At 45.5% G+C, this 21772-nt stretch carries 19 protein-coding genes; 9 read left to right on the top strand and 10 right to left on the bottom strand.

Features of this window, described 5'->3' with window-relative positions; translation table 11 throughout:
- Window positions 1-196: 196 nt before the first annotated feature.
- From dksA to thpR, 4 genes are read left to right on the top strand one after another with little or no spacing between them, the layout of a single operon-like run.
- Window positions 197-559, top strand: a complete 363-nt coding sequence (dksA, locus tag B147_RS0121730; protein ID WP_020589317.1) for an RNA polymerase-binding protein DksA — start codon at window positions 197-199, stop codon at window positions 557-559.
- 27 nt (window positions 560-586) lie between these two features.
- A complete protein-coding gene (gene rnc / locus B147_RS0121735) occupies window positions 587-2146 on the top strand; it encodes a ribonuclease III (RefSeq protein WP_020589318.1) in 1560 nt (519 codons plus the stop codon).
- A 6-nt stretch (window positions 2147-2152) separates the two neighbouring features.
- Entirely contained in the window at window positions 2153-3220 is a 1068-nt protein-coding gene (locus tag B147_RS0121740) for an elongator complex protein 3 (protein ID WP_020589319.1), read from the top strand.
- A gap of 37 nt (window positions 3221-3257) precedes the next feature.
- The gene (gene thpR, locus B147_RS0121745; RefSeq protein ID WP_020589320.1) at window positions 3258-3851 is read left to right on the top strand and encodes an RNA 2',3'-cyclic phosphodiesterase; all 594 of its coding nucleotides are present in this window, start codon (window positions 3258-3260) and stop codon (window positions 3849-3851) included.
- Here the strand turns inward: thpR and B147_RS0121750 are convergent.
- The 5 genes from B147_RS0121750 to B147_RS0121770 all read right to left on the bottom strand — a co-directional run bounded on the left by B147_RS0121750 (window position 3846) and on the right by B147_RS0121770 (window position 11655).
- On the bottom strand, window positions 3846-5882 hold the full coding sequence (locus B147_RS0121750) for a FapA family protein (protein ID WP_020589321.1): 2037 nt from the start codon (window positions 5880-5882) through the stop codon (window positions 3846-3848). The two genes, thpR and B147_RS0121750, sit on opposite strands and share 6 nt — an antisense overlap.
- Window positions 5872-6384, bottom strand: a complete 513-nt coding sequence (locus B147_RS0121755) for a cob(I)yrinic acid a,c-diamide adenosyltransferase (RefSeq protein ID WP_020589322.1) — start codon at window positions 6382-6384, stop codon at window positions 5872-5874. Before B147_RS0121755 ends, B147_RS0121750 begins: the two co-directional genes overlap by 11 nt.
- A gap of 525 nt (window positions 6385-6909) precedes the next feature.
- Window positions 6910-9630 (bottom strand): CoA-binding protein, encoded by a 2721-nt coding sequence (locus B147_RS0121760; RefSeq protein ID WP_020589323.1) that lies wholly within the window; start codon window positions 9628-9630, stop codon window positions 6910-6912.
- A 109-nt stretch (window positions 9631-9739) separates the two neighbouring features.
- Window positions 9740-10969, bottom strand: a complete 1230-nt coding sequence (locus B147_RS0121765; RefSeq protein ID WP_026259776.1) for an ATP-grasp domain-containing protein — start codon at window positions 10967-10969, stop codon at window positions 9740-9742.
- Window positions 10970-11436: 467 nt separating this feature from the next.
- Window positions 11437-11655: a hypothetical protein gene (locus B147_RS0121770; protein ID WP_020589325.1), complete on the bottom strand. Its 219-nt coding sequence runs from the start codon at window positions 11653-11655 to the stop codon at window positions 11437-11439.
- Between the two features lie 321 nt (window positions 11656-11976).
- On the opposite strand from B147_RS0121770, the gene hisS reads away from it, so the two are divergent.
- Together hisS and aspS are read left to right on the top strand one after the other, a co-directional pair.
- Complete coding sequence (gene hisS, locus B147_RS0121775) at window positions 11977-13233, top strand: histidine--tRNA ligase (RefSeq protein WP_020589326.1); 1257 nt, start codon at window positions 11977-11979, stop codon at window positions 13231-13233.
- Window positions 13234-13342: 109 nt separating this feature from the next.
- The gene (gene aspS, locus B147_RS0121780) at window positions 13343-15130 is read left to right on the top strand and encodes an aspartate--tRNA ligase (RefSeq protein WP_026259777.1); all 1788 of its coding nucleotides are present in this window, start codon (window positions 13343-13345) and stop codon (window positions 15128-15130) included.
- A gap of 81 nt (window positions 15131-15211) precedes the next feature.
- Here the strand turns inward: aspS and minE are convergent, their stop codons facing one another.
- The 5 genes from minE to B147_RS0121805 form a co-directional block, all read right to left on the bottom strand.
- On the bottom strand, window positions 15212-15478 hold the full coding sequence (minE, locus tag B147_RS0121785; protein WP_020589328.1) for a cell division topological specificity factor MinE: 267 nt from the start codon (window positions 15476-15478) through the stop codon (window positions 15212-15214).
- A 10-nt stretch (window positions 15479-15488) separates the two neighbouring features.
- Window positions 15489-16283, bottom strand: coding sequence for a septum site-determining protein MinD (minD, locus tag B147_RS0121790; RefSeq protein WP_020589329.1), 795 nt, complete (start codon window positions 16281-16283; stop codon window positions 15489-15491).
- A gap of 32 nt (window positions 16284-16315) precedes the next feature.
- Window positions 16316-17005, bottom strand: coding sequence for a septum site-determining protein MinC (locus B147_RS0121795; protein WP_020589330.1), 690 nt, complete (start codon window positions 17003-17005; stop codon window positions 16316-16318).
- A gap of 188 nt (window positions 17006-17193) precedes the next feature.
- The gene (locus B147_RS0121800; RefSeq protein WP_020589331.1) at window positions 17194-18342 is read right to left on the bottom strand and encodes a hybrid sensor histidine kinase/response regulator; all 1149 of its coding nucleotides are present in this window, start codon (window positions 18340-18342) and stop codon (window positions 17194-17196) included.
- Between the two features lie 45 nt (window positions 18343-18387).
- Window positions 18388-19038, bottom strand: coding sequence for a response regulator (locus B147_RS0121805; protein ID WP_020589332.1), 651 nt, complete (start codon window positions 19036-19038; stop codon window positions 18388-18390).
- Between the two features lie 399 nt (window positions 19039-19437).
- Here B147_RS0121805 and aroB point away from each other — a divergent pair, with 399 nt between their 5' ends.
- The 3 genes from aroB to rbr all read left to right on the top strand — a co-directional run bounded on the left by aroB (window position 19438) and on the right by rbr (window position 21771).
- Window positions 19438-20475, top strand: coding sequence for a 3-dehydroquinate synthase (aroB, locus tag B147_RS0121810; RefSeq protein WP_020589333.1), 1038 nt, complete (start codon window positions 19438-19440; stop codon window positions 20473-20475).
- 226 nt (window positions 20476-20701) lie between these two features.
- Window positions 20702-21133: a Fur family transcriptional regulator gene (locus B147_RS0121815; protein ID WP_020589334.1), complete on the top strand. Its 432-nt coding sequence runs from the start codon at window positions 20702-20704 to the stop codon at window positions 21131-21133.
- 62 nt (window positions 21134-21195) lie between these two features.
- A complete protein-coding gene (gene rbr / locus B147_RS0121820) occupies window positions 21196-21771 on the top strand; it encodes a rubrerythrin (RefSeq protein ID WP_020589335.1) in 576 nt (191 codons plus the stop codon).
- Window position 21772 lies beyond the last annotated feature (1 nt).

The following is a 21772-nucleotide window of genomic DNA, read 5'->3' on the forward strand; positions in this document are numbered from 1 at the left end:
AGAGTGTCTATTATAATTTTGCGACAAAATAATTTTAGATGTCGCTCCGCCCCCCTGATATCATTGATAATAAATTTTGATGCGTCAGCGCTGGATATTGACAAAAAAGGTTTACAGTAATAACATATCTGCATATAATAATGAACTTTTTAGGTGTCGAGGTCGAGCAAATTCTATTAAAGAGAAGGACAACACTATGAAACAAGAAGATCTGGATTATTTTAAAGCGTTGTTGACTAAACGACTCAATGAGTTGCTTTCCCATGCCGACACAACCGTTACAGGCATGACCCAGCCCAAGGAAAACTTTGCAGACCCCACGGACCGGGCCTCCCATGAGGCAGACAGAAGTTTTGAGCTGCGCATCCGTGACCGGGAGCACAAATTGATTAAAAAAGTTAAAAAGGCCTTGGAACGGATTGAAAACGGGACCTTCGGTCAGTGCGAAACCTGCGAGGAAGATATTTCAATCGCACGGCTTAAAGCCCGGCCTGTGACAACCCAGTGCATCAGGTGCAAAACCCGTGAAGAAAATATGGAAAAGGCTCTGGGACTTTAATTCCCCTCATAGGCTTTACAGCAGGTTTTGATCGATCTTCACACACATTCCACTGCCTCAGACGGTTCCCTGACGCCCAGACAGATCCTTGATTTGGCGAAAAACACCGGCATTGAGGCAGTTGCCCTGACTGACCACGATACCATTGCCGGAATTCTGGAAATAAAAGATATTCTCCATTCATATCCGGTTGAATTCATCACCGGTGTGGAGATTTCATGTGCACCGCCACCTGAATTTAAATCCCTGGGCAGTATTCATATGCTGGGATATGGCTTTTCAATTTATGACTGTGGTTTGAACGATGCGCTGGCCCGGGCAGCAAAGGCAAGGGCCAACCGAAATCCCAAAATCATTGAAAAACTCAATGAGTTGGGATTTGACATTACCCTGGACGAGGTTGAAAAACGCTTCGGCACCCGCCAGACAGGCCGCCCCCACATTGCCGAACTGCTTGTCGAAAAAGGCTACGTATCTGATTTCCGCAAGGCTTTTGATCTTTATCTAGGAAAAAATAAACCTGCCTATGTTGATAAATTTAAAATCTCCTGCAAAGATGCCATCAGGCTGATTCTTGATGCAGGTGGCCTGCCGGTATTGGCCCATCCGGGAATCATTGATTTTCAACATCCCCATGACCTGGATACTTTTTTAAATATGCTGGTTAATGACGGGCTTGCAGGGATTGAAGTGTATTATTCGGGACATGATTCAGCCCTAAGAAAACATCTGGAAGGCATTGTACACAATAAAGGACTCGTGGCTACCGGGGGCTCTGACTTCCATGGCAGCTTTAACAAAGGTGTAGATCTTGGCAGGGGCAGAGGCGATTTGAATGTACCCATGTCCGTGTTCAAAACATTAAACGACCGATTGCTGGAAATCCAGGCCATTCCCCGTCTGGAACTGTTAGAACAAAATCTTGACTACCAATTTCAATCCCGCTCTTTTTTATCCAATGCCCTGTGTCATCGCTCTTATCTTAATGAAAATCAGAACACTTGTGATGCGGATAATGAACGCCTTGAGTTCTTAGGTGATGCGGTTTTAGGGCTATGCGTGGGGCATCTGCTCATGGAAAGAGATCCTTTGAAAAATGAGGGAGACCTGTCCCGGCTGCGCTCAAATCTTGTCAGTGAAACAGGACTGGCCAACATTGCCCGCAGGATTGATTTGGGCCGCTTTATCAAGTTGGGTAAGGGGGAATCCCTTTCAGGCGGCAGTGACAAAAACTCAATTCTGTCAGATGCCTTTGAGGCTGTGGTTGCAGCCGTCTACTTGGATGCCGGATTTGACAGGGCACAAACCATGGTGAACCGTCTTTTTGACGAGCCCGTGCAGCAGGTTCTGGCCTCATCGGATTTCATTGATTATAAAAGCGGTCTCCAGGAATTTACCCAGGAGCATTTTGGCAAAACCCCATATTACACAGTGGCCCAGGAGAAAGGGCCTGACCATGACAAAACATTTGAGATCTGCTTGAATCTGGATACGGTTTCCACCATGGGTACCGGAAAAACCAAAAAAGCTGCTGAACAGGATGCTGCCAAAAAAGCGCTGGCTATTTTAAACCAGAATCTTAGTTAGGCCGCCATGTCTCCGCCTCTGGTAATTCCTTTTTTCATTCCCCACCAGGGGTGTCCCCATTTATGCGTTTTTTGCAACCAACGCCTGATCGCCAGACAGACTTCACAGACCCAGACTTTTGACAGTGATGCAGAGCGTCTATCTGATGTTATCCATACCTACCTTCAATTTAAAAAAAATCGTTCCCGGGTGGAACTGGCGTTTTTCGGTGGTAACTTCCTTGGATTGGAAACATCCAGAATGCTTGGACTGCTTAACGCGGTACAACCATGGATACGGCAAAAACAAATCCACAGCATTCGCTGTTCCACACGACCGGACACTGTCACCTCCCAGGTTCTGGATCTTGCCCGACCCTTTGGCCTTGAAACCGTAGAGCTTGGCGTACAGTCCATGAATGATCGCGTTCTTGCCCTGGCAGAAAGGGGACACACCAGTGAGGATACCCGAAAAGCCTTGGCCCTGCTTAAGGACAATGGCCTTAAAACCGGGGTGCAGGTGATGATCGGACTGCCCGGGGATAACGGCTTCGGTGTTGTACGGACAGCCCAAGAGCTGGCCGAACTTAAGCCGGATCTTGCCAGAATCTATCCACTTCTGGTGCTGGATGGCTCCAGGCTTGCCCAATGGTACCGATTAGGACGATATGTATCCTTAAGTCTTGACCAGGCTGTGGCTCAGACCAAAAGAGTGGTCACTATTTTCAGGGATGCAGGGGTATCAGTGGCACGTATAGGACTCCAGGCCACACAGATGATGGAGGATGCCGGCCGGATGATTGCTGGTCCATGGCACCCGGCCTTCGGCCATCTGGTTTTCTCCGCTCTTATGTTTGATCAGGCCTGTGACAAGATAGATACGCTTCTAACAGAACGGGGGGAGATTAAAATGCCAGGGGGGGATATTGTACTCCAGGTACACCCCAGGTCTTTGTCTCGACTTCAAGGCGACCGGAAAACCAATCTTGAGCGACTTGCTCAAACTTATCCGGAAGTCTCTTTTATTATTGAACGGGTTGAAACTATAGGCTTAGATCAAATTCATGCATACATCTTAAACGATAGGGATAGATGACATCCTTTGTTTCACATGAAACAAGATGGAGAAGTAATTGAATTCTAATCGAAATAACAACGAGAACAATCCTATCAGATGTTTTATTGCAATTGTTCTTGACGGCCCCACAAAGGGTAAGCTACGCTGGGTTCAAAACGATATCCGCGCCACTGGCGTTCATGCAGGATGGCCTTCTGCCCAAAATTTTCATCTCACCTTAAAATTTCTCGGAAATATATCTGAGCAGACACTGCCCTGCATTAAAACCATGTTATCTGAAACAATTACCGATAAGACTTGTTTTGATATTACATTTAACCGACTTGGCGTTTTTCCAAATGTACGCCATCCTAAAGTCATCTGGATTGGACCTGATAAGACAAGCTCCAAACTGATAACTTTGCAGCGAGATATCGATTTAAAGCTGGATAGATGCCACCAATTTATCAAAGAAAAAAAATTTTCACCACACATCACCTTATCTCGGATAAGTCACCGTGCAAATCTAAGTGTATTTAAAAAAGCGCTTGAAATTAAAACAGGCACCATAAAAATTCCTGTAAATCAGGTTCATCTGATAAAAAGTTGCCTATCTCCTTCAGGGGCTGTCCACTCTACTTTATTCCGAGCCAACTTAAAGCCCTCATGACCTTTGCAATGGAGGGGCAAATTCCAATTCGGGCGACAATCCTTGACGCGCCATCTCTTCAACCTTGAACCCCTTTTTACCGTCCGCAAGTGATAAACTTTGGTAAACGCAACCCAGTTTGGTACCCGCATGGGCTAACCCGATAATCTCAATAATTGGAACGCCGATGCTTCTCTTTGATTTTTCCAAATAGGCAAAGAGTGTTTTCTCCTGCAAAAGGATCTCTTTTTCAGCCTGAGCACTAAATGCGGCAATCTTTTTTTCCAATTCCACAACACAAGCATCATGCCCTTTTTTGGAAGCATTCATTGTTTTCAAAGTAAGCAGAGCACTATTCATTCTCTTATCGTAGGTTGAAATAAGATTTTGGATGTTTTCCAAAACTTTCTTGCTTATATTTTCTTTTTTTTTATCAAGTTCAGTTAACAGTACACCTTTCTTATTTTGGGCTTTATCATGAAACGTTTTAAGTTGGATCATTTTCTTAAATATTTTTTCTGCCTGGGACCGCTGGTAGCACTTTTCGTCCCTGAGGACCTCTAATTTGTTTAGTATAGAATCCATTCTATCCAGAATGGTTTGCGCAAGGCGAACAGCATGGTGTTCACCGCCCGCGACAATAGTGCTTGGCGTTGACCGTTCACTCCCGACGCCTGAAAGAAGAACGCCACCTTTGGCATAAATTTTTGAAGAAATCACTCTACATTTTTGACCTTCAAGTTTTCCACCACACCTAATCTGAGAATCAATGATTTCGTTTTGGATATAAACATTACCAAATGTTTCTATTGTACTGTTATGCAAATACCTGGCATGGACATCACCCTGGGTACGGATGATCGTATCCGAAATACCGACCCTGCTATGGATATCGCCTATGGCAGTTATATTTGCACCCCGAATTTCATCGGCACTGATCCTACCGGCAGTTATCGGATATGCCCCGGTAATTGTCCCGGACACCGACAAATCGGCATAGGATTCAATGGGTCCATAACGATAATCTGCATCCTCCAGGATATGAACCACAGGATGAATAAACATTTTTCGGTCAGCTGAAAGTGTAGGCATTCCGGATTTCCCAGCAAGAATTTTCAACTTATCCTTTGACCATCTGGTATTTTCGCCACAATCAACAATAAAATCATTGTCTGCCACAGCGTTTATAATTTCACCATACAGGTTTTCAGCTTTAACGTTTATGGCTGCATCTGTCTGTTCTGCGAGGACTTCACCTTTTTTTTTCTCTATTGGTTGGCCGTTTTCTCCACTGATATATACAGAAAGATTGCTTTGCCGTTCCAAAAGATTAAAGCAATCCACCCGGGCAATTGGAAATTTTTTAACACCGGCATCAAGAAAACATTGAATAAAAGAGTCAGGATACACCCCATTAACAATGCCATAAGTCATGACAATCTCTTTAACCCGATTTATTGTAATTTCATCCGGTTTGCGCCTTTCTATCCAGGCAGTCATCTGATCTGAACCGACGAATATGCTTATTTCAGATTGTTCTTCACGTTCACCGCCCCTACCCTGCTCGGCTTTTCCAGGCGATCTGCTTTCTTTATAGGACGAGTCATTATCACGTTGGTTAAACTGATTTTGCTCTTTGAGAATCAGATCTTTTTGTTTTGTTGTTAATATCCGAGATTCAACAAGAATATCACCAATAAGTTTTTTATTTCGTGACTTTTTAAATTCCGTTTTTTGTAATTCCAACGCCTGATTGATATCGACCTTGGAGGCAAAGCCTTTTTCAATGGCAATTTTACCGAATTCTTCACCACTTCTTCGAACAATTTGGTACTCCTGAATCAGCTTGAGTAACCCAAGTTGATACGGCGTTGCCATGCCTTCATCACGCAACAAGACCTCGAAATCGGTCCGCTCTTTTTTAAAGGTAAAAAGCTGTACCAGGTATGCATGCTGATCTTTTGAGATGGTGCCGTACTTGAGGGCAAGATCAGCCAATGTCGGAATGCCGTAGGCATGTTCCGCATCGACCCTGTTTATTTCACTTTTCAATTCCAACCCTTGCTGTAACACCTTGTTGATAGTAGTGTTTAATTTCCGTCATTTCCGTTACAAGATCTGCTTTATCCATAATTGACTCAGGCGCGTTGCGTCCGGTAATCACAAGCTCGATATGCTCAGGTTTTATATCAATCAAATGCAACAGGTCTTCTTCTGAAAGTAAGCCGCAGAGACAGGCTATATTTGCCTCCTCAGCGATAACAAGATCATGGTTTCCTGCTTCAATAATACGGCATAACCGGTCATACCCTTGCCGGCACTTGGTTCTCTCTGTATCAGAAGGTTTTCCTTTTACAAATTGCCCGGCACCATATTGTTCAACAACAATATTATCAAATTTTTTAAGCGCTTTTATTTCGGAATACATGCCCTGTTTCATAAACTGAACGATAAAGACTTTTAGTCCCGCGCCGGCCGCTCTAATTGCGAGACCGAGGCTTGCGGTTGTCTTACCCTTACCATTGCCGGTGTAAACCTGAACGTAACCTTTCACGAAACCACCTCCCCTCCTCTTGTGAAGTCATGTAAACGTTTCAATTGTAATTCATTCACAGTTTCATGTGAAACAATCTATCGATTTCTTTTAAATTCATCTAATTATTGATAGCAGACCCATGCAGGATATTCTACTTAAATTCTCTATGTCCCAATGACAAACGGATAAAATAACATCAGAATATTTTTATAAGAACGTCTGTGTAACTAACACAGATCTTTCAACTTTCGTTGTGGGCTGAACCACGGTGAAAAACCTGGTCAGCCCATGGCTGTTATATGAAAGTCACCAGCAAAGAACTGGATTCTTGCTATCTTTGTTATGGGCCAACGCCTGGGTGTAAGATAGACCAAGGACGGCCCATGGCCGTTATATATAGGTAACAGAATGAAAACGCAGGAACAATAGCAGGAAGATATCTATAGAAAGTAAAAAACTGAGCAAGTTGTCGAAACCTTGCTCAGTTTTTTTATTTATATAATAAAACTAAAAATTAATTTTATTATTTATCGCGATTGAATCTTAGCCAACAAATTCAACCTGGCTTGCAGGAGTACGGCAATCCATGATATTACCACGAGCTTTGTGGTCAGCGATTTCAGCAGAGCAACCCACCATACGACCAAGCAGGAACATGATAAATGCGATATCCTGCATTTCCTTGGCACCGATTTTTCCGCTGTTGACGTCTTTCCAGAGCAGGTCCAGAGAGATGGTGGCAATAACGCCGTCAATGTTAACGCAGAATACGTTTTTGGTGGCGCCCACGTCAAACATTGCCTGTACCAGGTAATGATAGAATACCTGGAAGTGGTTGATCTCGTTTCTTTCAGTGAACAGTTTGTCCATGAAAACTTCACGCGGATCGTAGTTGACGGGTTTGCCTTTGAATACAGGATGGTTTACGCACGGTACCTTGAAGTAATTCATGATACCTTCGCGTTTTGCGGTTGTTTTGGTATCCAGGTATTTTTGAGCAGTCGCCTGGGCCAGCTCTTTCATTGTGGCATTGCGTTTGTCGGTATCCGGTTCCAGGTACGGGTCAAAGTCGCCAAAGGCGTCTTTGAGGAACTTGATGGCTTCAAAACCGTTGCCGCCATGGTCACGACCGGTATTGTTCATCCAGCCGGAGTAGCATGTAGCGATGAAGTTACCGCCACTGACGGATTCCTTGGCACCCTTGGCACTGATGGTACCCGGGCCGTTGGACATCAGCAGGTTGAGCAGGCCGTTGATGGCAAACTGTTCTTTCACTTCCGGTTCACGGTTGAACAGCAGTTTAAAGCAGGTTGTTGCAAAGTCGGTATTCAGCAGGGACAGATCGCTGAGTTCTGACAAGGATTTGTAGAAATCGTTGATTTCATACTGAGGTGCGCAGCAACCAACAAGAACGCCGTTGCATGCCAGATATGTACCAAGTTCATGAGCGGTTTCAACGGTCATCTGTCTGTCAACCAGAGGTGTCCAGATAAGGCTTAAGCTCATGGCAGCCAGAAGCAGGCTGAGTTTGTTTACATCACTGTTTGCTTCGGCGTATTTCTGGGCATATTTGGTGAAGATGGTTTCCAAACCTTCTTTGGCCAGCAGGTCACCAAAGAATGCAGCAACTTCTGCTTCTTTAGCAGTGGTTTCACCCTGGGGCATAATCTTCTGTGACAGTTTTTCAGTAACAAGCGCATCGTTCACAGACATATCGCCATAGATATCGACATAAAAGAGATTGATCATATTTTTGGTCATCTCTGTCATGTCTTGATACAGTTTGCAGTTACCGGAAGTTAAAACTGCAGCGCCGAGATAAGCGTTGGGCAGGGCGCCGTTGGCACGGGCGCGGGCGGTAATATCCATATACTGCGTACCCAGAGCCGTGAAATAGTTCAAGATGGCATTGGCCAGCGGCAGATATTTCACATCGGGCTCTACAGAAGATACGGCAAAGAAGTTGGACAGGGCAAAATTCTTTACGACAAGATCAAGAACCGGGACACCGTGTACTTCGGTAACGTCGGTTTTCGGATTCATGCGGCTTGCACCGGACTTGTTGCGCATGGATTCCCTGGTCAGCTGAGCACCTACCTGATTACCAAGTTTTTTGATGGCATCGTTGTAGGGTGCCATGGCTTCAACTGCGTCCATGTGCAGTTTTGCAGGCAGATCAAGACCCTGTTCATTTACAAACCAGGGTTTCAGGCTCAGGTCGCCAAAGGGTTCAAAATCGGTACTTTCACCGATCTCTTTGTAGACGGCGGCCATAGCTGTGGGCGCATCCTGAATGGATTCAATTCTGACACCCTTTTTAGACGCTTTGGGGCTGTCAGGGTTGAACATATCCACGCCAAAATATGAATCAAACCATTTCTCTTTTGCAAGGGCATCATCACCGCCACCAGCGATGGCGCCGGCATGACCAACCGCGCGGCTCAGGTTTGCTTTCCAGCGACCGGTTACGCAAGCTACGATGGGTTTGGTCAGCTTGATGGTGCCGTCGGCAATCCAGTCAAGAGCCAGTTTTTCATAATATCCGCCGGGCTCAATGTAGCAGAAGATCGCTTTGGTGCGCGGATCATTTTCTGCGCAGTAGAGGAATTCGGGGAAGGCAAAATGGATATAAAGGTCTTTACCGGAGCTCAGTACGGTGGATGTACCGAAACCGGCAGTTTTCAGGTACTCAGGGATGGTGGTACTGAAGTTACCGGAGTTACTGAAAACAGCAACTGAACCTTTTACAAGAGATTCACCAGGATTGTTGCCGCCCAGGGCGCCACCAACACGTACCTGATCCCAGGAGTTGCCGATACCCAGGCAGTTTCCGCCAAATACGTCAATTTTGTTTTCCTGTGCGATGGCGCGGATGAACGCAGCATCTTTAACACCAACTTTTTCAGTCAGGATAACGATTTTGGTCAGATCAGGGTTCTGGGCAATCAATTCGGCTGCTGCTGCAGCAACCGCTGTGGGCGGCAGATAGATAACACCTGTATCAAATTTGATACCGGCGTCAACAATCTCTTTAATACTGCCGTATGCAGGGATATCACCAATTTTGGTTTCCAGTTTTCCACCGGATTTTCCGTATTGAACACCAGCAACAATGTTACCGCCGGAGAATTCGTGTGATGTGGGGGTTACGCCTTTACTTTCACCACCCAGAAGGTTCATCACTACGCACCGGGTCTCTTTATTTGCTATTTCTTCTAGATTGTTTACTCCCACATAGTAGGGGAAGGGATTACTTTGGCTCATAGCGTCTCCAATAAAATGATTTATTTTCTGGTTAATTTGCTAAAATGCTTTTGATTTATAATTAAATCGTCAGATTACCTTTGACCTTTGTTTATGGCTCAGCAATTAATTATTTTTTATTTGCTTGAATCCAGTTGTCCAGTTCCATGGTGTAATTCAATACACCAATCATACTACTGTCGAAACCGAACATTTTGTATGGAATTTTCATACTGTCAAGAAGGTCACGGGCATAAATCATTCCCTGCACGACGTTTGGTCCACCACGACCAATTACAACGTGAACATTAGGATTCAGTGCAATGTTTTCTCTCAAGGCATCGAGCATTGCTTTGATGGTAACAAAAATATCGGTGTTGTTTGCTTTACCACCAATAATCTGAACAATGTTGGCATTCTTCAGGAAGTGTCTGTAGCAAATGCTTGCAATTTCTTTCATCTTGGCATACGGCGGGTTGCCGCCAAAGTCAGATGAGAACATTGCTTTGTCGCCCAGAACCTCAGTAGCTGCACTGTTGGCACCACCACCGAACATGAAGGGCAGGATGGTTCCGTTGGGGTTGAGTTCCACAACGTCGCTCTGTCCCTGATAGGTTCTCAGCTGGTTGATTTCAGTTTCAAAATCCGTCAATTCCGTAGCAAATACTTCTTTCGGGAATTTGATGCGGGTATGTGCGGGATCGTCCTGGTCAAAAGCGGCTTTAACGTCGCAGGCCACCGGAAGGGGACGTTTGCCTTTTTTCATACGGATGGGGTTCAGCTCAATCATGGTCAGACCATAATTGTTATACAGATCCCACAGTTTGGGAAGCTGCTGTACCAGCGGGCTGATGAAGGCTTTGGGGCATCCCAGTTTGATCAGGGCATCATTGACATGATAACCTCTAAGACCTTCATTGGGATTAAACGGAATAATCGCTTTTTTGTCGTCGGGCAGTTCTTCAACTTCAACACCACCTTCAACAATCAACAGCATGGTCGGTGTTCTGGTGACTGTAGAAGTTGTAATACTTACATAAAGCTCTGCATCTGAGGCAACAAACTCTTCAAATGTGCAGCCGTTTGCTTTGTGTGTGGTATTGCCCTGTTTATATTCGGCAAAGCAAAGGTCTTTTCTGGCCTGGTTGGCGTCGGCATAGTTGTCGACGATTTTTACCAGACCGGCTTTTCCTTTTTTACCGGCACTGCCCATAAAAGACGGTTTAACAACAACTTTTCCGCCTTTTTTTATCAAGGCTTCAATCTGTTCTTTGGTAGCATTTTCTGTCAGGGTCTCTGCTACGGGGAAATCAACTGTGTCCATCAATTGCTTTCCGTATTTTAATCCAGTTAGTTGCATTTTTCCTCCCTGATAATTGTGTGAATTTAATTAAATAAAACTTCTCAATTCATTCGATATTACCAACAGACTTCAATCTGAACATCCTGTTCTCCTGCGAAAACAAAATGCCTTTTTTAAGCGCCTAACTTAACCCTGCTGCAATGTCGTTTGGTTCGGATATTGCCTTAAGGGTAACGTTAGTTGCTCCTCCTCGTCGCAAGAAGGTTTAAAGTTCCCCCCTAAACTTTTTCCCTAACAAGCCCTCCTTTCTTTTTGGGATAAATTTAAACAGTCGTTTTAAAGATCTCTTAACATTTCTTAACAAGTTTAAGCTTATATCTTAACATCTCTTAACAAGTTTAAGTTTATATAGGATAGGAACTTCCGTTTTGTCAATAGGATAGTATAGCCAAAATTCACCGCCAAACTTTAATATGCTTCCCAAAAAAAGCGAACAGGTGGCAGCCATGGGGGTTTAACCTTATTTAAACATCAATTGTTAGTTCACAAAAACTATCGTTTGGTATTATTGATTTGTTTTTCGCTACGTTTGGCATCTTTATACCGTCGCGAATGGTGCATGGGGTGTTGTCTAAGGCAATAACTTTGACAAAATCAAGATACACAGGCAGATTTGCCAAGGAGATAGGACTACTTAATTCTTTTTCTTCTTCGTACTTGAATGAGAGCTTGCCTTGTGACATATTTATTTGCACCCGTTGGTGGTATCTTTTTTGATGTCGTGGACACTATAGCTGCTCGATCAGCCTAGCGCAATAAAAATTTTTATTTTTTTTCGACGATGTAAATTAAGCCGCGCTAAATGGGATTTTTGGAGATGACGTTGCCGTAAACGTAGCTCTTTAGGCCTTATTAATTGACCTGCGGTGCTGTTGCCACGTTCGCCTTGATGACAAATATCCGGTCCTTTTATTATATGTTGACTAAGACGCTGATTTTAAACTATATAGATCGGCTGTGTATTTTTTTGTAAATGAACAACATAGATTAAAGATATAAAAAGCATGCAGACCATACGCGGGTTCAGAGATATTTTGCCGGAGCAAATTGCTCTGTGGCAACAGGTGGAACAAGAAGCGGCAGCACTGTTTGAATCCTTTGGATACAGGGAAATCCGTATTCCCATCGTGGAAAAAACAGCATTGTTTGCCCGGAGTATAGGGGAAACGACCGATATTGTTGAAAAGGAGATGTATACCTTTGAGGACAGGAAAGGGGACATGCTCACACTGCGGCCCGAGGCCACAGCATCCATTTGCAGGGCGTACATCCAGCATAAAATGTATGCGGCCGAACCGGTGCGTAAATTTTATCTGACAGGCCCAATGTTCCGCCGGGAGCGTCCGCAAAAAGGACGCTATCGCCAGTTTTACCAAATTGACGCAGAGGTTTTCGGGATAGAATCCCCCTATGTTGACAGTGAACTGATTTTTCTTTTGCACACATTGTTGCGCCGCCTCGGGCTTGAAGGCCTCTCAGCCCATATCAACAGCCTTGGCTGCCCTGTCTGCCGTCCTGATTTTCAAAACGCCCTGCTGGATTTTCTAGGTGAACGAAAAGACAATCTGTGCGAGAACTGCAAACGCAGACTGGTTAAAAATCCATTGCGGATACTGGACTGTAAAGTTCAAACATGCAGACAAGCCCTTGAGGGGGCTCCGGCCACAGTGGATCATCTGTGCCCGGAGTGCCGCACCCATTTTGAAATCGTGAAAAACAGCCTTAAAAAACTGGGCGTGGATTTCATGGTTGACGACACCCTGGTTCGGGGACTTGATTACTATACCCGTACGGCCTGGGAGATCCAGACCACAACGCTTGGTGCCCAGTCCGCCGTTGCCGGCGGCGGCCGGTACGACCGTCTTGTGGAAGAGCTTGGCGGACCTTCAACACCGGCTATTGGGTTTGCCATTGGGTTTGACCGTCTGGTGGAAGTTATGGAGCAAATTCACAACAAACCCGACGAAAAAGGCCCGGACCTTTTTATTGTCAGCCTGGGAGCAGAGGCCCAGGCGTATGCATTTGAGTGGTCCTGCCGGCTGAATACCATGGGCATAAGAACAGATACTGATTTTCGCGGAAAAAGCATGAAAGCATTGATGAAGCGGGCAAACAAGCTTAATGCCTCGTTTGTCCTCATTGTCGGGGACAATGAAATTGCCCAAAAAAAACTTGTGCTACGCAATATGGCCACCAAGGAACAGACTGACATCGGCCTGGATAACCTGGTGAATGACTTGGAACAATTAATTGGTGTTTGAACGAAAAGTCACCTATCTGCGCCTTGCATCCGGGCAACGTTTCGTCCAAACAACGGCTTCCGTTCAGATAATAAAATTATTAATATAGTTATGGAGTTTAAGAATAAAAGTGACTGATTTACTTGGAGATATGAAACGCACACACACCTGCATTGAGTTGGGAGAAAGCCACATTGGCCAGGACGTCGTACTCATGGGGTGGGTTCAACACCGCCGGGACCACGGCGGTGTTATTTTTGTGGACCTTCGGGATCGGGAAGGCATTACCCAGGTTGTGTTTGATCCGTCGGTCTCCGAGGCTGTCCATGAAAAAGCCCAGGAAATCAGAAACGAATATGTCCTGGGCATCAAGGGAAAGGTGTCGGCGAGACCGGCTGACATGGTAAACCCCAGGATGACCACCGGTGCCATAGAGGTGCTTGTGGACGAGTTGCGGATTTTTTCCAGGGCCAAAACACCCGCCTTTCAGATTGAAGACCGGGTGGAGGCTTCGGAAACCATCCGGCTCCAGTACCGTTATCTGGATCTAAGGCGCACCCAGCTTAAAAACAATATTCTGGCCCGGCACAAAACCACCATGACGGTTCGAAATTTTCTGGATGCCAACGGGTTTGTGGATATTGAAACCCCATTTCTGACCAAAAGCACACCCGAAGGCGCCAGGGATTATCTGGTTCCTTCCCGGGTCAACCAGGGCGACTTTTACGCCCTGCCCCAGTCCCCCCAGCTCTTCAAACAGCTTTTAATGGTTGCCGGCTTTGACCGGTATTACCAGATTGTTAAATGTTTCAGGGACGAGGACCTGCGGGCGGACCGCCAGCCCGAGTTCACCCAGATTGATATGGAGCTCTCCTTTGTGGATGAATATCAGGTAATGGAGATTACCGAAGAGTTGATCAAAACCATATTCAAAAATGTGCTGGATGTGGACTTTCCCGAACCCTTCCCCAGCATGACCTGGGCCGAAGCCATGGAGCGATTCGGCATAGACCGTCCGGATCTAAGGTTTGGTCTGGAATTAAAAAATGTGTCCGACATTGTGGCCAATGCGGATTTCAAAGTATTTGCCTCTGTGGTTAAGAACGGCGGACTGGTCAAGGCCATCAATGCCAAGGGCTGTGCCGATTTTTCCCGGAAACAGATTGATGAACTCACCGAATTTGCAGCCGTTTACAGAGCCAAGGGCCTGGCCTGGATAAAAATAAAGGAAGACCAGTGGCAGTCCCCCATTGCCAAATTTTTCTCTGATGATGAAAAAGAAGCGTTAAAGCAGCGCCTGGATCTTGAACCCGGTGATATCGTCTTCTTTGTGGCAGATCAGCCCAAGATCACCAATGAAGCCCTGGGCCAGTTAAGAAACGAGTTGGCACGCAGGCTGGGACTTATCGATGACAATGAGTTCAAGTTTACCTGGATCACCCATTTCCCCATGTTTGAATATGATGAAACGGAAAAACGCTACCAGGCGCTTCATCATCCGTTTACCGCACCCATGGAATCGGATTTGGACAAACTGGAGACCAATCCCCTGGAAGTCAACTCCCGGGCCTATGACCTGGTTCTCAACGGTGTTGAGATCGGCGGCGGCAGTATCCGTATCCATGACAGCGAACTGCAGCAACGGGTGCTCAAATGCTTAGGAATCGTTGAAGAAGAAGCAAAGGAGAAGTTCGGGTTCCTCTTGGAGGCCCTGACGTTTGGCGCACCGCCCCACGGGGGTCTGGCTTTTGGTCTGGATCGTCTGGTTATGCTGCTTTGCCGTGAGGATTCCATCCGCAACGTCATTGCCTTTCCCAAAACCCAGAAAGCCACCTGCCTGATGACCCAAGCGCCATCAAAAGCTGCAGTGGCACAGCTGCAGGAGCTGGCCATTAAAACGGTAAAACCAATAGAGTAATTCTCTATTGTTCAAAGTTGGACGCCTTAAATAAAAAACCGCTCTGGAAACGATTTGTTTCCGGAGCGGTTTTATAATGGGCTATGCCCGTTTTCTTTTTACATGGAGAATAGGCGTGTTAAATACTAGGGCAGAGACATCTTTATCATTTTTAACCTTAAGCTCCAATGCATCTTGATCAATTTCAAAATATTTTGATATCACATTAACGATATCCGTCTGAAGATCTGTCAAAGTGGTGTCGTTCACTTCCAGTTTGTCGTAAACTAAAGAAAATTGAAGGCGCTTTTTTGCTTCGTCACTACTTCTTTTCTGGCCTGTGAACCGTCTCAAAAATTCTTGCAGCATTCAACTCTCCTTATCTTAGCCCGAAAGTTTTACTCAATTTGCTCCATACGCTGGTTTTCCGATTCGGTACCTCAATGGGAACATCGTCTCCATTCAGACGTTTGGCAATCCTGCGAAAGGCCTGCCCGGCAGTGGAATCGTTTTGGAGCACCAGGGGCGTACCGATGTTGGAGGAGATGAGGACCTTTTCATCCATGGGCACAAGTCCTACCAGTTCGATGGACAATATATCCAGCACATCTTCATGACTTAGCATTTCACCGCGTTCAACCCGGGCGGGCTCAATACGGTTGACAATGAGTTTGGGCTCCAGGGAGCGGGCGTATAAAAGGCCGATAACCCGGTCCGCATCCCGGACCGCGGAGACATCCGGTGTGCAGATCACAACCGCTTCATTGGCGCCGGCAGTGGAGTTTTCAAACCCTCTTTCAATGCCGGCCGGCGAGTCCATGATTACATAATCAAATTTTTTGCGTAACTCTTTTGTCACCCGTTCAACCCCTGCCGGGGTCAGCACATCTTTATTATCACTTTGGGAAGCCGGAATAAGAAAAAGATTATCAATACGTCTGTCTCGGATGGCTGCCTGGTCAATCTTGCACCTGCCTTGAACGACATCTACAATATTAAAAACAATCCGGTTTTCCAGGCCCATGACAACATCAAGGTTACGCAGTCCGATATCCATATCCACAATGGCGACCCTTTTTCCTTCAAGAGCCAGGGCCGCGCCGATGGAAGAGGTCGCTGTTGTTTTTCCTACGCCGCCCTTTCCAGATGTTACGACAATAATTTTTCCTTCCAAGTTACACCTCAATTTTTATGATTGTTTTTTCTTTAGATCACTTCCGGCCAGGGCATCCGCTTGAACGGATTTTCTTTCATATAATTTTTAACCACAATCCCGCCCTGATCCACACAGGCAAATTCAGGACCTTGGGTTCCCGGCTCCGCGGCTCCAATGGCAGTTACCAGTCCGATCTTTACCAGACTTGGGTTAAATGCCAGGGAAAATATTATGGCCCCATCATTTTCCGGGTATCCGGCATGGACTTTGCCTGCCAGGGTGCCAAGCACAATAACATCACCACCTGCAGTCAACTCAGCACCGGGGTTCACATCCCCCGTAATGACCAGATGTTTTCTGGCATTAATTTTCTGACCGGAACGTACCCGCCCCCTGAGCATCAGCACGTCACTTTTATGATGGTTCCAGCCCTTGGACAAATCCCTTTGACGGCGACGTTCGGTGGGAATGGAGCGTTTTTTGGGGGTAGTCGAAATAGAGCCAAGCTCAAAATTGCTTTCAAGGTGCGACTTTATCCTGGCAACCAGTTCCGCCTGCCCGCTGGCATCACCGGTATCAAGGATCACATCCGCATTTATGGCCAGATGTTTTAGTTTTTTCAACAATCTGTCAATTTCAGCAATGATTTCAGATTCCGGATGGGAGGGGTCTATGGTAATCCACAACCCGCCACCGGCACCTTTGAGCTTTACAGGAGCGGTGTTATCAAAATTTATCATTAAAATCCATATGCAAAGTTGAGATTGATCCGTACCATTTCTGCCCGGCGTAAAAAGCTGTTCAGAATATGGATTTAAGAATGCTCACAAGACTATAAAAAATCAGAAAAATTGTGTCAAGGAATGATGAATTTTCACCGCCATCCAGATATTAAAACCTGGACGGAAGTTTGTGTTGGAACGAGAAATTATTCAAGAATCTCTCTTAACTTATGTGAAAAATCCACAACGGAATAGGGTTTGAGGATATATCCTTTGCAACCTTGTCTTAGCATTTCCTGGGCATTTTCATCAATGGCATACCCTGTGGAAAGCAAAACCTTAATATCAGGGTTAAGTTTCTTCAGTGCCATAAATACATCCAGCCCGTCCATGCCCGGCATGATCATATCCAGAACTACAACATTTATGTCGTTCTTTTTTTCTGCGTAAATTTTCAAAGCGTCCTTACCGGAAGCCGCCGTGAAAACCGTGTAGCCCAAGGCCTTGCATATTGTACGTCCAACGTTGAGAATGCGTTGTTCATCATCCACCAGGAGTACGCATTCATGGCCAAGTTTCAGCTCCTCCTGGGCGGAAGGCATATCGTCCAGGTGATCGTATTCTGCCAGGGGTAGAATAATGGAAAAAGAGGAGCCGACATTTAAAGAACTCCACACATCAATGACGCCGTTGTGATGTTTTACGATTTTTTTAGCAAAAGTAAGACCCAGTCCCTTTTTTTCCGGGAATTGGTTGTGATTGTGGGAATAAAAGGCTTTGAATATTCTTTCCAAGGTGGCGCTGTCCATGCCGATACCGGTATCGGATATGGTAATTTTACAAAAAAAACCGGACTCCACGCCAAAGTCCTCGGCCGTGCCATTCAGAATTGCGGCAGCTTCCGTACGCACAGAGAGTTTGCCGCCTTCGGGCATGGCCTGCAATGCATTGTTGACTATTGCTGTGACCACCTGTTTGATTTTTTCAGGATCACCTCTGATAATTAATGGCTTGGCATCAAGGCTTACATCCAGGATGATCCGCCGCCCTTTCAGGTTAAGGGTTTCCACCACGGACCGCACCAGCCTGTTGACATCCATGCGTGTTAAATACACCTCATCGGCCATGGCAAAGCCGAGCAGCTGGTTGGCAAGATCCGAGCCCTTGTCAACGCTGGACAAAATTTCAATAATGTGGCAGTAAAGCGGGTCTGTGGGATTAACATTATTCAGCATCAGGGAGGCATGTCCCTTGATGGCGGTCAACAGATTGTTGACGTCATGGGCAATACCGTTGGCAAGCGCCTCCACAGCATCTGTTTTTTCAAACTGGGTTGCAGTTGTAATATGTTCCATTCAGTCCGTATCCTGGTGCGTTGTACGTGCCTGTTGTCTATTCTACTATTCCAAAGTGATGATACCTTCAAGGATGGCATATTTGGTTAATCCGGCCACTGAAAAAATATTGAGTTTTTTCATAATATTTCTTCGATGGGTTTCCACGGTCTTAATGCTTACACCCAGTGTTCCGGCAATTTCTCTGGTTTTTTTGCCTTCAGCAATCAATTGGAGAACCTCCCGTTCTTTTCGGGAAATTTTATTGAATTGGGGCTGTGTCTCCCATATGCTGCGATCCTCGCCTTGGTCGTCTGTACACATTCTGGCAATGGAGGGCGTCAGGTAAAAATTTGTACGAAGAACTTCCTGGATGGCATCATAGATCTCATCAAAGGCAGATTCTTTAAGAATATAACCCGAAGCACCCGAATCAAGCATTTTATCAACAATCTTTTTACTTGAATGCATAGACAAAGCGATCACCCTGGTATGAGGCACCTCTTCCCTGATTTTGGCGGTGGCTTCCACACCGTTAAGATCAGGCATGGAAATATCCATCATTACAATATCAGGCTTAAGGGCGATTGCCTTTTCAACGGCCTCTCTACCGTTTTTTGCAATATCCATAACCTGTATACCCCTGTTTTCCAGAAGGCTTCGCAACCCCTCCCGAATGATGGCGTGGTCGTCAGCTATAAGGACTTTTAACTGCATATGGCTCCAAAGTATTTTATCGAAGTTTATATTGAAGATTGATTAAAATCAAATATTAATTAAATTATCTTGACACTGACGGCCATGGGACGACATGGTCTATTAGCACCCAGACTCAGCCCACAACGAAAGTTGAAAGATCTGTGTCGCTTACCCAGACTTTCTTATAAACAGCCATGGGCTGACCTTGGTCTATCTACACCCAGGCCTTGGCCCACAACAAAGATAGAAAGAATCCAGTTGTTTGCTGGAAATTTTCTTATAGAAAAAAGCTGCAGTTAAGCCTGCAGCCTTTTTTGTTTGCCCAAGCCGGCGAATATTGATAAAAAGTGCGGAAGTAACCAGAATGGTAACTAAAAAAAATGAATGTCAACCATACCATTTCCCAAGGCAAAGAATATGATTAAAACGTTTACGGTTGAAGGCCGGCAGGGAACCTCTGCCATCCATGTAGGAGAATCCCTGTCCCGGGTAGGAGAATACCTGCCGCATCAGGTGTCTGTGGTTATTGTCACCGATGAAAATATCCTCAAGCATTACGGTGCATCATTCCCCGCCGGTCATGTGATCACCATCGGCACCGGGGAAAAAATTAAGACCCTTGCTACAGTGGAATATATTCTGAGGGAAATGATAAAAGCCGGGTGCGACAGGTCAAGTTTTTTGCTGGCTATCGGCGGTGGCATTGTCTGTGACATTGCCGGATTTGTTGCGTCCGTTTTCCTGAGGGGTATCCGTTTCGGCTTTGTATCCACCTCTCTTCTTTCCCAGGTAGATGCCAGCGTCGGAGGCAAAAACGGCGTCAATCTGGATGCCTTTAAAAATATGGTCGGGGTGTTCTGCCAGCCAGAGTTTGTCCTATGTGACATCGACATGCTGTCCACCCTGCCGGACAGGGAAATCTCCAACGGCCTGGCCGAGATTGTCAAACATGGACTGATCAACGACCGTCCGCTTCTGGAGTTTGTCGAAAGCAATCGGGAAAAAGCTTTGTCCCTGGACCGGGAAACGGTCTTTCGAATGGTTGCCGATTCAGTAGCCATAAAATCGTGTGTGGTCCAGGCAGATGAACGGGAGGCCGGGGAACGCCGCAAGCTTAACTTCGGCCATACCATCGGACATGCGTTTGAAAAGCTCAACCCCTGCGGCCATGGCCGCGCGGTCGCTGCCGGGATGGTTGCGGCAGCACAATTTTCCCAACAAAAAGGGTTCATTAATCAAGAAGACGTTGACCGAATCAAGGATTTGCTTTTAGGACTTAGGCTACCTGTTGCCTTTGAGTTTCCCTCGGAACAGATCATTGAAGCAGCATCCAGGGACAAAAAAAAACAAGGCAATAATCTCTTTTTTGTTTTCCTTAAACAGATCGGACAGGCCTGGGTGGAAAACATCAGCTATGATGAGCTAAATGGTTTTATCCGTGGCTATTTTGTCTGATATTCGTTATGATATTAAAATTATTTTCAGGCTCTTTTCTCTTTAAGCTGTTTTTTAAAATGGTTTTAACTCCGGTCGAATATATAATATTATGGTGGCGAACACTGCAAATACCTATCAAACCCGCATATAATTGTATAATTTATTAATGAGGGCAAAAAAATATTGACTATTTATCCTAAATAGGATTTATTCCTATTTAGGATAAAGCCAGAAGGATACTTAATTGGATCTATTCTACAAAAAATGCAAGGCAAACAAGCTGAAAATTACGCCCCAACGCGTAGCCATTTACAAGGTGTTAACAGCGTCTGTTTCCCATCCCTGCGCAGAACAGATCCACAAAGAGGTAAAAAAACAGTTTCCCAATATTAGTCTGGATACGGTGAACCGGACCCTTGTTACATTTGCCGGAGCCCAGATGGTTGATGTGGTGGAAGGCCATGGAGACCCCAGACGATTTGATCCCAATCAGGAAATACACCACCATTTTTACTGCATATCATGCCATAAGATTTTTGATTTTCAGGCAGATCCATTGGACAGCCTGACCCTTCCCCCGGAAATAGAAAAAAAATTCTTAATCACGGGAAAAAAAATCTGTCTTACAGGCTATTGTGAACAATGTCGCAACAAAACGGCAGATAAAGACGAGTAACTTTGGTTGTGGCAGAAAAACGCATATAAGCATCAATTTAAGGAATTAAGGAGAGTTTTATTATGGCAAGTTTAAAAGGAACCAGAACAGAAAAGAACCTGCTCACCTCTTTTGCCGGTGAATCCCAGGCAAGAATGCGCTACACTTATTTTGCCAGCCAGGCTAAAAAGGACGGGTATGTCCAGATTTCTACAATTTTTGCAGAAACGGCCGACCAGGAAAAAGAACACGCAAAACGCTTTTTTAAATTTCTTGAAGGTGGAGATGTCGAAATTACCGGCACCTTTCCTGCCGGTGTCATCGGCACCACACTGGAAAACCTGAAAGCGGCTGCGGCCGGAGAACATGAGGAGTGGTCCCATATGTATCCGGAATTTGCCGCCATTGCCAGAGAAGAGGGATTTGATGCCATTGCCATGGTTTTTGACATGGTGTCTGTTGCTGAAAAACAGCATGAAAAAAGATACAATGACTTGGCGGCGAATATTGAGGCAGGAACGGTTTTCAAAAAAGATGCCCCGGTGACCTGGCGATGCCGGAACTGCGGATATCTGCATGAAGGAACCGAAGCGGTTGAGATGTGCCCTGCCTGTGCCCATCCCCAGGCTCATTTTGAAGTTCTTGGTGAAAACTGGTAAT

The organism is Desulfobacter curvatus DSM 3379 (assembly GCF_000373985.1).
Lineage (GTDB): Bacteria > Desulfobacterota > Desulfobacteria > Desulfobacterales > Desulfobacteraceae > Desulfobacter > Desulfobacter curvatus.